Genomic DNA, 13,664 nt, shown 5'->3' on the forward strand with positions numbered 1-13,664 from the left:
AAGAAAAGGAAAAATAATGACAAAACGTGTAACGATTATTGATGTAAAAGACTATGTTGGTCAAGAAGTGACGATTGGCGCTTGGGTTGCCAACAAATCAGGAAAAGGGAAAATCGCCTTCTTGCAATTACGTGATGGAACAGCCTTCTTTCAAGGTGTAGCCTTTAAACCAAACTTTGTAGAAAAATATGGTGAAGAAGTGGGACTTGAGAAGTTTGATGTCATCAAACGCTTGAGCCAAGAAACTTCTGTTTATGTGACAGGTATTGTCAAAGAGGACGAACGTTCTAAATTTGGTTATGAGTTGGACATTACAGACATCGAAGTGATCGGTGAATCTCAAGACTACCCAATCACACCAAAAGAACACGGAACAGACTTCTTGATGGACAACCGTCACTTGTGGCTACGCTCTCGTAAGCAAGTGGCTGTGATGCAAATCCGTAACGCTATTATCTATGCAACTTATGAGTTCTTTGACAAGAACGGTTTCATGAAGTTTGACAGCCCAATTCTTTCAGGAAATGCAGCAGAAGATTCAACAGAACTCTTTGAAACTGACTACTTCGGAACGCCAGCCTACTTGAGCCAATCAGGTCAACTTTACCTAGAAGCTGGTGCTATGGCACTTGGTCGTGTCTTTGACTTTGGTCCAGTATTCCGTGCTGAAAAATCAAAAACGCGCCGTCACTTGACTGAGTTCTGGATGATGGACGCAGAGTACTCATACTTGACACATGATGAGTCGCTTGACTTGCAAGAAGCTTATGTAAAAGCTCTTCTACAAGGTGTTCTTGACCGTGCGCCTCAAGCCTTGGAAACCTTGGAACGTGATACAGAACTCTTGAAACGCTACATTGCAGAGCCATTCAAACGTATCACTTACGATCAAGCTATTGACCTCTTGCAAGAGCATGAAAATGATGAAGACGCTGATTACGAGCATCTTGAGCATGGAGATGACTTTGGTTCACCACATGAAACTTGGATTTCAAACCACTTTGGTGTGCCAACATTTGTCATGAACTACCCAGCAGCCATCAAGGCCTTCTACATGAAACCAGTTCCTGGAAATCCAGAGCGCGTGCTTTGTGCAGACTTGCTTGCTCCAGAAGGTTACGGAGAAATCATCGGTGGTTCTATGCGTGAGGAAGACTACGATGCATTAGTTGCTAAGATGGATGAACTTGGCATGGATCGTACAGAGTATGAATTCTACCTTGACCTTCGTAAATACGGTACAGTTCCACACGGTGGATTTGGTATCGGTATCGAGCGTATGGTAACCTTTGCAGCAGGAACAAAACATATCCGTGAAGCTATCCCATTCCCACGTATGTTGCACCGTATCAAACCGTAAGAACAGGAAAACGCCCATGTGGCGTTTTTTTTCATAGAAATCTCTGGAAGCGAAAGGAAATATTATCAGCTTTTATAAAAGGAGTTAAGTTTCTACGGTATGATTATGGCAATGCATTTTTGTTAATAGATAGAAACAAGCTATAAAGAAAACGGAATGAGTTAGTCTGAATACAAAGTATTAAAAATTAGAAAATCGCATACTATTGGGTATTTAAAATCTTGATTATATGCGCTTTTCGTGAAAATATTTACTTCCTTTTCTTATAAAATTGAGTCTTTTACTAGACTCATACTAATAGTTGTTCAGAATGGAGTTTCGTATCCTAGTACATTTATGTTAGTGTTTAGAAACTTGTGCACGTTCTATTGTATCGAAGGCAACATTGGATTGAAACGATAAATATATGGAGATGAAACTTGAATTAATAATAGTCGTATGATACAATATTAAACGATATTGATAATTATTAGGCAACCCTTTTTAAAATGATAACCTCTTAATATTGCTAAAAAATTTAAGGGGGGGGGGCTTTTTGTTTGTCTGTATATTTCAATTCAATATTAAAAAACATGCATAAAGGAGGTTGAATCTCATGAAGAGAGGTCAACAAGATTTTAGAACGGAGAAGTACATTCGTTACGGTATTCGTAAGTACAGCTTTGGTGCAGCATCAGTGGCGATTGCGGCTGGTTTGATGTTTCTCGGAGCTGGCGCGGTATCAGCAACAGAAGTAGAAGGAGTTAATGAAACATCTTCAACAGCTACTCCAACATCGACCATAGGCGATGAGGGTGCTAATCAAGGTGCTAGCTCATCTAAACCCAATACTTATGGTGCAGAGCCAGTACTAACTAGGGACGGTGGTGAAGATACTGCCTCATCTCAACCTAGCGCTGAGAATACCGAAGCAGTGGCAACTAGCTCCTCTGCAGAAACAGTTGCAGATAAGGCTGGTCTTAAGGATATAGTCTCTGAGTTGGAATTACGTTTGTCCAAGATCAATCGTACTAAAGTTCCGGTATCTACTATTGCAAATGCAGAGAAGGTACTGGAAGAAGCGAAAAGAATCCTTGCCAAAGAAAATGCAAGTCAATTAGAAGTGAACAAAATCGCTAAAGCCAGTCGTTCACAAGCTTCAATCATTGCAAGTATGCCTAAAGTTCTTGGAGAAACACCAGCTGCAGTGGAAAATAAGGTAGAAGCAACACCAGCTACCCCAACAGCAACTGAAGCTGAAAAACGAGTTGAGGCAGCAAATGCAGAGTTGGCAACAGTGCAAGAAGACCTTGCTCGCTACTTACCGCAAGCAGAGAAGTTGGCTACAGATTCTGTAGTGATAGAAAGTGCAAAAGCAACTCTTCAACTGATTAAATCAAGCCTTGTGGATGCAAATATCACAATCCCTGAACTTGAAAAACGTGTGCAAGAAGCAAAACGTGTACGCAACAGCCTTGTAAATCTTGTAACAGGTTCCAACTCAGGTAGTCGTGACAGTCGCAATGGTCAAGCGATGAAAGAGGGAAGTCAGCTTCTGGCAGCTAGCGACTATATTTCAACTCCAAATGAGAATGGAACTTACACAACTATAGCTCACTCTCCAACAAAAGAGCATCATACTGGTGCAGATATTTATACATTTACCTCTACTGTAGCTAAGCAGGGAGATGTTTCTACCGAAGCAAGAAGTGGGGATATCAGCACTTTAGAAACTATTGTTTATTCTAATCAACGTTCGGAGACCAAAAAAGATGAGGGGAATGCAGGTCAAGGTGTTAATAATGCTGGACGTATGGATTATCCCTTAAGCAAGGAACAAGCAGAAGACTTGGCAGTAGAGGCGGATTTTTGGAAAAATAAAAAACGTATAGACGGTTCGACGATTTCGGGTGGTAACAATTCAAAATATCAAGCTAACGGTGGATATGAGTATCTAGCTACCCACATTTATCACTATGTCTATGAGCAAGGTCAAGACCGCGTTTATATCAATAAAATTAAGGATCGTTTTGACCTAACAGATAAAGCTAAGGCAGATGGTTGGACTATCTCAAATGTTTCACCGACAAACTTACCTAAAGGGTTAAAATATAATGCCGCCACTGACACAATTGAAGGCAAGATTCTCGAAGGTAGTTCCAACGGGGTATATGATACACGAACCTATGTAACTTATACTAATACCAAAACCAAGGCAAGTGTACGTGCATTTTATCGGAACTTACGTGGGGGTTGGATTGGCTGGCAAGATACGACAGCTCCGATTATCGAAAGTAATAATAAAGTCTATAAGGGAACCGTCGGAGAAGCGATTGCACCTGTAGATATCCATTACAAAGATGAATCTGCTTCCCGTATAACCACTGAAAGAGCCAATGTTTCCTATACTTTGGCTAATGGTACGGATACTCAAGTTCGTAATGAATATAATAATAATGCGACTTCTGGAATTTCAGGAAATATCTCAACAAATGGGGCAACGGTGGATACTGCCATTCCTGGTTTGACTTATAGACCAAACGCAGGGGCTACTCCTATTGCTGAAGATGGTAAAACTGTTGGCTATGATGGGAAGGGACTGATTTCTGGAACACCAACAAAGGCAGGGATTTACCATGTGACTGCCTACGCTAAAGATTACAACCTTACAGAACAAGCAAGTGGTTTTACTCAAAGTTGGAATTATGATACACAAGAAGGTCGTGGAGAATTGACCTTTGTCATCGCACCTAAGGTAACGGTAAAGAATATAAGCACTTATGACAGCACCGTACAGGTTGAGATTTCAAATGGGGCAACCTATGCAGAAATTACAACACCAGATGGTTCCAAGACTATTTTAAAAACCAATAAAGCAGGCAAGTGGGTTGTACAAGAGGGAACAACGAATACCGCGGTTTCTGTTGGGGCTGAAGTTGGAACGGTAGGGACTGAATTTTCTCTATCAGTAAAACCAGAAGCGACGGCAACAGCAGGGGTTTCTAAGATTTCTGCATATGCTAAAACTGAAGATGTAACGGCTAATCTCATGAGAACCAAGGTGGAGTTGAACTCTGCAACAAACGGTACGAAATATACAGCAACTCTCAATCCAACATCAGGTCGTTATGAATTAGCAGCCTCTGATGCAGAGGTGCGAACAGAGTCAAATGATGGCAATGGTAATTATACAATTACCAAACGAGAAGTTTCAGTCCGTGCCCAAACAGATGGCTCCATGAAGTTTGACTTGTACGAATATAAGAGAACATACAACAATGCGAACAAAGTGACGGCTGTTAATGATGTTACTCTAACTGAGACAGCTTATAGCAAGGATGACACAGCGAACACTGAGATAGGTAATGGTATGTACATTACTGTTACCTATGATAAAAATAGTAATGAATGGACAGCAAGTGATAAGTCTACAGTAACAGCAAATAAGACTGGTGATGACACATGGAAGATTACAACTAGTACGGGTTATACTGGCACTGTTAAGGGAGTTATGGCAGAAAACACTAGTACGTCTACTATCATCAACTCGAAACCAACTGCTACTTCGAATTCTTACGAGAGTACCTTGAATACAACTGTTAACCTAATCGACCGCCCTGCGGTAGTTACTGGTGCAAAAGTTAGTGTCAGAGATACTGAAGATGATAAGTTAGCTACAAGTACTGCAGAGTCTACATTCAAGGGAAGTCATAAAACAAAAGTAACAAGCATTACTGTTACAGATCCAGATGGCAACACTGTGTTTGCAGAGACTACATCTGGAGATGCAGCCAACTATCCAACTGCAACTGAACTTAAACTGACAAAAGTTGGTAAATATAGTGTTACCATCAATGTCATAGATAGTAATACAAACTTGGTTGATGGAACAACTGTAGGAGATACGACTGCTGGTACTGATCACGGAGTGAACACTTCTACAGCGACTACAACTTACACTATTACTGTTAAAGCTGGTATTGTAGGAACGCCTGCAACTACTAGCGATATTCAAGGAGCGGTTCAGAAAGGAACTCCAAGCTTCAATTTTGATGACGCAGAGAAAACTAAGATTTCTGCTACCACAAATGGTACAAAAGTTTATAGCTTAGAGTCAACAAATGCTACAGATAATACAGGAGCTACTGTAGGTACTTATGCTATCGATAAGGATACAGGTGAAGTAACCTTTACTCCTAATCCAACATTTGTTGGAACACCAAATCCAGCCAAGGTGACTTTGACCTTGACAGTAGACGGAGTTGACCCATTAACATCTACGGCAGATTACACACCAACTGTTATTGGAGTGAAACCAGAAGGAACTAAGGTATCTTCAACAGATATTCAAGGGGAAATTCAAACAGGTAAACCAACCTTTACCCCAGGTTCTGCAGAAGTAAACGGAGCTAGAAAAACAGTCCCATTGAAGGCTGATAGCTATAAACTTCTTGATAATACAGGTACAGAAGTAGCGGATGGCGCAACAACTCCAGCTTATGCTGCGGCAGATAATGGTAATGTTAAAGCTGGTGATGAGATTGGAACTTTCGGTATTGACAAGTCAACAGGTCTTGTGACATTCACACCAACCAATAAAGCTTATGTTGGAGCGGTAAAAGCTGTCCAAGTAGTTGTTTCAGATAACAATGGTACGCAACCAGAAAATGATAAACGTGGTGAATACACACCAAACATTCTAGGTGTTACCCCAACTGCTAGCGAAGCTTCAACTACAGGTATTCAGGGAGCTGTTCAAAAATCTGAAGTTGTTCTTAACGCCAAAGATGAAAATGTAAACACCTTGAACTTTAGCAAAGGTAGTGAGATTGTAAATGGAACTGAAAAATCTGTTGATTTAAATGAAGCTACTTTGACTCTAGTAGGAGCTGATGGTGAAGGTAAAGTATCGGTAGCTGGTCAAGGAACATACTCTATCGTAAAAGAAGACGGTAAGTCTTATGTTCAATTCACCCCGGTAGCCACTTATACAGGAAATGTAACTCCAGTAACCGTGAAAATTGCTGATGCTAATGGAACTGAAGTAACAACAATCTATACTCCTAAGATTGTTGGAGTGAAACCAAGTGCAGAATCTTCTAAGACAACTGGAATTCAAGGCGAAACTCAAACTTCTGCTATTAAATTTGACGCAGCAGACACAGATGATACAACTGTAAACTTTGCAAAAGGAACTGCGATTATAAATAGTGAGTCTAAATCAGTCGAACTAGATAAAACATCTGTGAAGCTAGTAGGTGCAGAAAACGGAACTGTTAATGGTGACGGTAGTGTTACTGTAGCGAATCAGGGTACTTATAAGCTTGTTAAAGATGAAACTGGAGCCATTGCTGTTACCTTTACTCCGCTGGCTACATTTACTGGAGAAGCCCATGCTGTAACAGTAAGTATTACTGATGCTAATGGAACTGAAGCAACAACAACCTACACTCCAAGCGTCACGCCTGTTAAAGCTTCAGCTGAACCTGCAACGTCTACTGGAACTCAAGGTTCAACTCAAAGTGGTACGCCAATTTACACAGCTCCAGAAGCTGGTACGGGTGTTACCGTCACTCCAACTTATACTTTGGATAACGATTCAACTACTAAAACTGTAGATGGTGTTGGTACTTATACAATTGATACAACTGGTAAAGTAACCTTTGTTCCCGTAGCTAGCTATGTATCAAGTGATGCCAATAAGACAAGTGTAGGAGTAAAAGTTACTTATAGATTAGAGACTGCAGATCAATCGCAGGCGACAATCACCTCTGAAACAACCTATACTCCAACAGTAAATCCTGTAACCTCTGCAGGAAATGATGTTGCAACGACAAACATCCAAGGTCATACCCAAAAATCAACAGATGAAGGGAAAGCTCTGACTTATACTATTTCTGATACTAGTCATATCACAGCACGCACTTATGCATTGGAAGGTGCAGATAATGATGGTAAAGTAGTGGTAGAGAATGTTGGAACCTACACAGTAGACGATAAAGGTCAGGTAACCTTTGTACCAGTCCCATCTTATGTAGGAACGCCGGCGCCTGTGACAGTTGTTGAATCAGCGATTTTAACTTCTGATGATAAGACTACAGCAATTATCACAACTAAGTCAATGTACACCCCAACGGTAACAGATGTGACCCCAACAGGTGCTTCATCGGCTACTGAAGGAGCTCGTGGAACTGTTCAAACATCTCCTGTAGTATTTGATACGCCAGATCAGGATAATACAACAGTAAACTTTAATAAAGGTAATGAAGAAGTTGAGCTTGATAAATCTACTCTGACATTAGTTGATAAAACTGGTAAAGAAGTGAAAGAAGTTGTAGTTCCAGGAGAAGGAACATATGTACTTAAGGATGGAGTCGTTGAATTTACACCAGAAAAAGATTTCGTAGGGAAAACTTCTGGAGTAACAGTTCAAGTGAAAGACGTCAATGGCAAAGTAGTTTCTGAAACTTATACTCCAACTGTTCGCCCAGATACTAGATATGTAGTTATTGAAAAAGATGGCAAAGAAACAGATTTACTTCCACCTAAAGATGGAACTAAACCTTCGGAACAAATTCCAGGATACAATGTTGTTAGAACTGAAATTGATGAAAAAGGAAATACAAAACACATCTACGAAAAAGTAAGTACCTTCTTCAAAGACAAAGAAGGTAAGGAAATTCCAAACTATCCAAGTGAACCAGGCACAGTCGATAAGAAAGATATTCCAGAATACAGATTCGTAGAAACTAAGAAACTGTCAAATGGAGACACAGAACACATCTACGAAAAAGTAAGTACCTTCTTCAAAGATAAAGAAGGCAAAGAGATTCCAAACTATCCAAGTGAACCGGGAACAGTCGATAAGAAAGACATTCCAGGCTACCGCTTCGTAGAGACTAAGAAACTGTCAAATGGAGATACTGTTCATGTTTATGAAAAAGTAACACCACCAGCTCCAACACCTTCACCTGTTCCTCAACCAAATCCAAGTAAGCAAAATACAACTACTTGGACTGATGAGAATGGAAATCCATTGAAACCAACTGAGCCAGGTTCTAAAGAACCGGGAACAATTCCAGGTTACGAATATGTGAAGACTGTCACAGATTCAAATGGAAATATCAGACATATCTTCCGCAAAGTTGAGATGCCAACTCCAACACCGGTTGAACCGACTCAACCAGCACAACCGGTAGAGCCAGCAACTCCAGCAATACCTGAACAGCCAGCTAAACCTCAAATGCCAGCAACACCTAAATACGTTGATGGTAAAAAAGAATTGCCTAACACAGGTACAGAAGCTAACGCTAGCCTCGCAGCGCTTGGACTTCTTGGATCCCTAAGTGGATTTGGACTTCTTGCTCGCAAGAAAAAAGAGGACTAAAAACGCATAGTTTTTGAGAAGATGATTCGTCATCTTCTTTTTTTATTTCGGTGTTTTTACTTGCGTAAAAAAATTTTTTCTAGTATAATAGTTTATTGTGAGCGAACCTCACTTACCCCTTGCAAAGTCTTGGGGTCATTAGACCAAAAGGAGGAACATATCAATGGCTAAATACGAAATTCTTTATATCATTCGTCCAAACATTGAAGAAGAAGCTAAAAACGCTTTGGTAGCACGTTTTGACTCTATTTTGACTGACAACGGTGCAACTGTTGTTGAATCAAAATCTTGGGAAAAACGTCGTCTTGCATACGAAATCCAAGATTTCCGTGAAGGACTTTACCACATCGTTAACGTTGAAGCAAACGACGATGCAGCTCTTAAAGAGTTTGACCGTCTTTCAAAAATCAACGCTGACATTCTTCGTCACATGATCGTCAAAATTGACGCGTAAGAAGGTAAACTATGATTAACAATGTTGTACTTGTAGGGCGTATGACACGTGACGCTGAGTTGCGTTATACCCCATCGAATGTAGCAGTTGCGACTTTTACTCTTGCAGTAAACCGTACATTTAAGAGTCAAAATGGCGAACGTGAGGCTGATTTTATCAATGTCGTTATGTGGCGCCAACAGGCTGAAAACCTTGCTAACTGGGCTAAAAAAGGCTCACTTATCGGGGTGACAGGTCGTATCCAGACTCGTAGTTACGATAACCAGCAAGGACAACGTGTCTACGTGACAGAGGTCGTGGCTGAGAATTTCCAAATGTTGGAAAGCCGTAGTGTGCGTGAGGGTCATACAGGTGGAGCTTACTCTGCACCAACTGCAAACTATTCAGTGCCTACAAATTCAGTACCAGACTTTTCACGTGATGAAAATCCATTTGGAGCAACAAATCCATTGGATATTTCAGATGATGATTTACCATTCTAATGGACAACTAAAATTATAAAGGAGAAAAAACATGGCTCAACAACGTCGTGGCGGATTCAAACGCCGTAAAAAAGTTGATTACATCGCAGCAAACAAAATTGAATATGTTGATTACAAAGATACTGAGCTTCTTAGCCGTTTCGTTTCAGAACGTGGGAAAATCCTTCCTCGTCGTGTAACAGGAACTTCAGCTAAAAACCAACGTAAAGTAACAACAGCTATCAAACGCGCTCGCGTAATGGCTTTGATGCCTTTCGTAAACGAAGATTAAAGAAAAGACCCGGTTGGGTCTTTTTTTCAGGTCCGGGTGGACCTCTTTTTCAGACCCCGACGGGTCTTTTTTTCACGAGCCTTGAAATGAGAATGCGAGTTGGGTCCAGTGGACCTCTTTTTCATGAGCCTTGAAATGAGAGAGCGAGTTGAGGTCCAGTGGACCTCTTTTTCAGACCCGGTTGGGTCTTTTTTCACTAGATAGTTTTTTTCTGACCTTGGCGTGCTATAATGGTAATAGAAAGAGTAAAGGTGGGTGAGTCAAAGATGAATTGTACGATTAGAAATATGATTAAGTCTGATATTGAATCCTTATCTCATGGATTTATGAATCAAGGTTGGCCTGGTAGAGAGGAGATTTTAACTCGATACTTCAAGGAGCAGGAAAGTGGAGAGAGAGAAGTCTTAGTTGCAGAGATTGATGGTGCTGTAGCGGGCTACGTTACCATTTTGCCCTCTGCTAAACATGGTCCTTTTGCAGAAGTCTATCCAGAATTATCAGATTTTAATGTGTTTGAGCCTTTTAGAAATCAAGGGATTGGGAATCAATTGCTAGAAGAAGCAGAAAAACGAGTCAAGTTTGTTTCGAGTAAGGTCACTCTTGGTGTAGGTTTGCACTTAGGCTATGGCCCTGCCCAGAGATTGTATATCAGACGGGGCTACATTCCAGATGGGACAGGTGTCTGGTATCGAAATCAACCCTTGGAAATGAATGCAACTAGCCAAAATAATGATGATTTGGTTTTGTATCTAGTAAAAGAATTCGGATAAGAGACAAGGATTTTATTGGGGATGTGGGATTTCTCTACTTTATGGTATAATGGAAAGAGTTAGATTGAAAGAGGTAGTGAGATGGATGCCAAATTAAGATATAAGGCAAAGAAGATCAAGATTGTCTTTTTTGATATTGATGATACATTGCGGAATTCCAAGACAGGTTTTATTCCGGCTTCAATCCCAGCTGTTTTTAAGCAATTACGTGAGAAAGGAATTTTGACAGGTATTGCTTCTGGACGAGGGATTTTTGGTGTCGTGTCAGAAATTCGTGAACTGAATCCTGACTTTTTTGTGACCTTAAATGGGGCTTATATCGAAGATAAAAAAGGTCAGGTTATTTATCAACATCAGATTGAGAAGTCAGATGTTGAGGAGTATATCTCTTGGGCCAAGCAAGAGGAAATAGAGTATGGCTTGGTTGGGAGTCATGATGCCAAGTTGTCTATTCGTACAGATATGATTAGTGAGGCTATCAATCCAATTTATCCTGATTTAGATGTGGATCCAGATTTCCATGAGAAAGAAGAAATCTATCAGATGTGGACTTTTGAAGATAAGGGAGATGACTTGCACTTGCCTGACAGTCTCTCAGACAAACTTCGCATGGTTCGTTGGCATGAGCATTCGTCTGATATTGTGCCAATTTCAGGCTCCAAAGCGACGGGTGTGGAAAAGGTTGTGGAACACCTTGGTTTGAAACCAGAGAACGTCATGGTTTTTGGAGATGGGCTCAACGACTTGGAACTCTTTGATTATGCTGGAATCAGCGTTGCCATGGGAATTTCTCATGATAACATCAAAGAAAAAGCAGATTATATTACAAAAACATTAGAAGAAGATGGCATTTTTGATGCCTTAGAAGGATTTGGTATGGTAGAAAAAGAATTGCATTTCCCACAAGTAGACATTGAAACAGTAGAAGGTCCTATCGCGACTATTAAGACCAATCACGGAGACTTGCGTATCAAGCTTTTCCCTGAACATGCTCCTAAAACAGTGGCTAACTTTGTAGCTCTTTCAAAAGATGGTTACTATGATGGTGTCATTTTCCATCGTATTATCAAGGACTTTATGATTCAAGGTGGAGACCCAACTGGAACTGGTATGGGTGGCGAGTCCATCTACGGCGAATCATTTGAGGATGAATTCTCAGAAGAACTTTACAATATCCGTGGTGCCCTTTCTATGGCCAATGCAGGTCCAAATACCAACGGCAGCCAGTTCTTTATCGTGCAAAATCAACATTTGCCTTATTCTAAGAAAGAAATTGCTCGTGGTGGTTGGCCAGAACCGATCGCAGAAATCTATGCTAACCAAGGTGGGACACCTCACCTAGACCGCCGTCACACGGTTTTTGGACAGTTAGCTGATGAAGCATCTTACGCTGTCTTGGATGCCATTGCTGCTGTTGAGACAGGGGCTATGGACAAGCCAGTTGAAGATGTCGTGATTGAAACAATTGAAATCGAGGACTAAGATGAAAATCGGTGATAAGCTAAAGGGGCGTATTACAGGGATTCAGCCCTACGGTGCCTTTGTTGAGCTAGAGACGGGTGATACGGGGCTGATTCACATTTCAGAGATTCGGACAGGCTTTATTGAAAATATCCATGAAGCCTTGAAAGTCGATGAAGAGGTTCAGGTTCAGGTAGTAGATTTAGATGAATTTACAGGGAAAGCTAGTCTTTCTATCCGCACTTTGGAGGAAGAAAAGCACCAGTTTCCGAGACGGAGACGCTTTTCAAGCGACCGTTTTAACTACGGCTTTGCGCCTCTTAAACGAATGATGCCAATTTGGACTAGAGAAGCCTTGCACCATTTAAAAAAGAAGAAGTAGTTTAGAATTTTATATTTTTTGTAATGTTAATATAAATCTGCTATAATAGAACCATGGAAGAAGAACAATTATTAAAATCAGGGGAGCGCATTAACCAGCTCTTCTCAACAGATATCAAAATCATTCAAAATAGAGAGGTTTTTAGCTATTCGGTGGATAGTGTTCTCTTGTCACGTTTTCCACGTTTTCCTAAAAAGGGCTTGATAGTGGATTTCTGCGCTGGAAATGGAGCAGTGGGGCTATTTGCTAGCACTCGTACTCAGGCACAGATTTTGGCTGTTGAGATTCAGGAGCGTTTGGCGGATATGGCTGAGCGCTCTGTCCGTTTGAATGGATTAGAGGAGCAGATGCAGGTCATCTGTGATGATTTGAAAAATATGCCTGCTTACATCCAGGGAAGTAAGGTGGATATGATTTTGTGTAATCCGCCCTATTTCAAGGTGGATCCTCATTCCAACTTAAATGAGAGTGAACATTATCTCTTGGCGCGCCATGAAATCACGACCAATTTGCAGGAAATCTGTCGTAGTGCCCAGAGTATTCTCAAGTCTAATGGACGGTTGGCCATGGTTCATCGTCCTGACCGACTCTTGGACATTCTGGATACGTTACAACGGCATAATCTAGCCCCTAAGCGTCTGCAATTTGTCTATCCAAAAAAAGAAAAGGAAGCCAATATGCTCTTGATTGAAGCTATCAAGGATGGTTCAACAAGTGGCTTTAAGGTCTTACCACCTCTCATTGTTCACAATGATGATGGCTCTTATACGCCGGAACTCGAAGAGATTTATTATGGATTATAAGGCTTATATGTATGTGCTGGAGTGCCGTGATGGTTCCTACTATACGGGTTATACCACTGACGTGAGGAGACGCCTTGCTGTCCACAATAGTGGGAAGGGAGCCAAGTATACTAGGGCTCGCTTACCAGTGAAACTTATTTATGCAGAAGGATTTGCCAGTAAGGAAGAAGCCATGTCGGCAGAAGCCCTTCTCAAGCGTAAGAAGAGGCCACAGAAGGAAATATTTTTATCTGAAAATCAAGATAGAAATTTACTCAGTTATTTTGAAGAGTAGCGGGGAGTCCTTTGACTCCTCTTACTTTTGTCAAAAAGCGA

10 protein-coding genes are annotated in these 13,664 nt (G+C 40.9%); all 10 read left to right on the forward strand.

Features of this window, described 5'->3' with window-relative positions; translation table 11 throughout:
• Nucleotides 1-13: 13 nt before the first annotated feature.
• Entirely contained in the window at nucleotides 14-1,360 is a 1,347-nt protein-coding gene (gene asnS / locus HT689_RS05445) for an asparagine--tRNA ligase (RefSeq protein WP_173226802.1), read from the forward strand.
• 595 nt (nucleotides 1,361-1,955) lie between these two features.
• Nucleotides 1,956-8,726 carry a YSIRK-type signal peptide-containing protein gene (locus HT689_RS05450; protein WP_173280857.1) on the forward strand — a complete coding sequence of 2,257 codons (6,771 nt, stop codon included), beginning with the start codon at nucleotides 1,956-1,958 and terminating at the stop codon, nucleotides 8,724-8,726.
• A 163-nt stretch (nucleotides 8,727-8,889) separates the two neighbouring features.
• On the forward strand, nucleotides 8,890-9,180 hold the full coding sequence (rpsF, locus tag HT689_RS05455) for a 30S ribosomal protein S6 (RefSeq protein ID WP_166731100.1): 291 nt from the start codon (nucleotides 8,890-8,892) through the stop codon (nucleotides 9,178-9,180).
• A gap of 11 nt (nucleotides 9,181-9,191) precedes the next feature.
• Nucleotides 9,192-9,662, forward strand: a complete 471-nt coding sequence (gene ssbA / locus HT689_RS05460) for a single-stranded DNA-binding protein SsbA (RefSeq protein WP_112444282.1) — start codon at nucleotides 9,192-9,194, stop codon at nucleotides 9,660-9,662.
• A gap of 31 nt (nucleotides 9,663-9,693) precedes the next feature.
• Nucleotides 9,694-9,933 (forward strand): 30S ribosomal protein S18, encoded by a 240-nt coding sequence (gene rpsR, locus HT689_RS05465; RefSeq protein WP_000068664.1) that lies wholly within the window; start codon nucleotides 9,694-9,696, stop codon nucleotides 9,931-9,933.
• Nucleotides 9,934-10,199: 266 nt separating this feature from the next.
• Nucleotides 10,200-10,703 carry a GNAT family N-acetyltransferase gene (locus HT689_RS05470; protein WP_173225478.1) on the forward strand — a complete coding sequence of 168 codons (504 nt, stop codon included), beginning with the start codon at nucleotides 10,200-10,202 and terminating at the stop codon, nucleotides 10,701-10,703.
• A gap of 81 nt (nucleotides 10,704-10,784) precedes the next feature.
• Nucleotides 10,785-12,185 carry a bifunctional Cof-type HAD-IIB family hydrolase/peptidylprolyl isomerase gene (locus tag HT689_RS05475; protein WP_100104449.1) on the forward strand — a complete coding sequence of 467 codons (1,401 nt, stop codon included), beginning with the start codon at nucleotides 10,785-10,787 and terminating at the stop codon, nucleotides 12,183-12,185.
• Between the two features lies 1 nt (nucleotide 12,186).
• The gene (locus tag HT689_RS05480) at nucleotides 12,187-12,546 is read left to right on the forward strand and encodes a S1 RNA-binding domain-containing protein (RefSeq protein ID WP_119942147.1); all 360 of its coding nucleotides are present in this window, start codon (nucleotides 12,187-12,189) and stop codon (nucleotides 12,544-12,546) included.
• Nucleotides 12,547-12,599: 53 nt separating this feature from the next.
• Nucleotides 12,600-13,349, forward strand: coding sequence for a tRNA1(Val) (adenine(37)-N6)-methyltransferase (locus tag HT689_RS05485; protein ID WP_119942151.1), 750 nt, complete (start codon nucleotides 12,600-12,602; stop codon nucleotides 13,347-13,349).
• Nucleotides 13,339-13,623 carry a GIY-YIG nuclease family protein gene (locus HT689_RS05490; RefSeq protein ID WP_173225475.1) on the forward strand — a complete coding sequence of 95 codons (285 nt, stop codon included), beginning with the start codon at nucleotides 13,339-13,341 and terminating at the stop codon, nucleotides 13,621-13,623. The genes HT689_RS05485 and HT689_RS05490 overlap by 11 nt, the downstream gene beginning before the upstream one ends.
• The last annotated feature ends 41 nt before the right edge of the window (nucleotides 13,624-13,664 follow it).

Origin of the sequence: Streptococcus sp. 2342 (genome assembly GCF_013276795.1) — a bacterium.
GTDB lineage: Bacteria > Bacillota > Bacilli > Lactobacillales > Streptococcaceae > Streptococcus.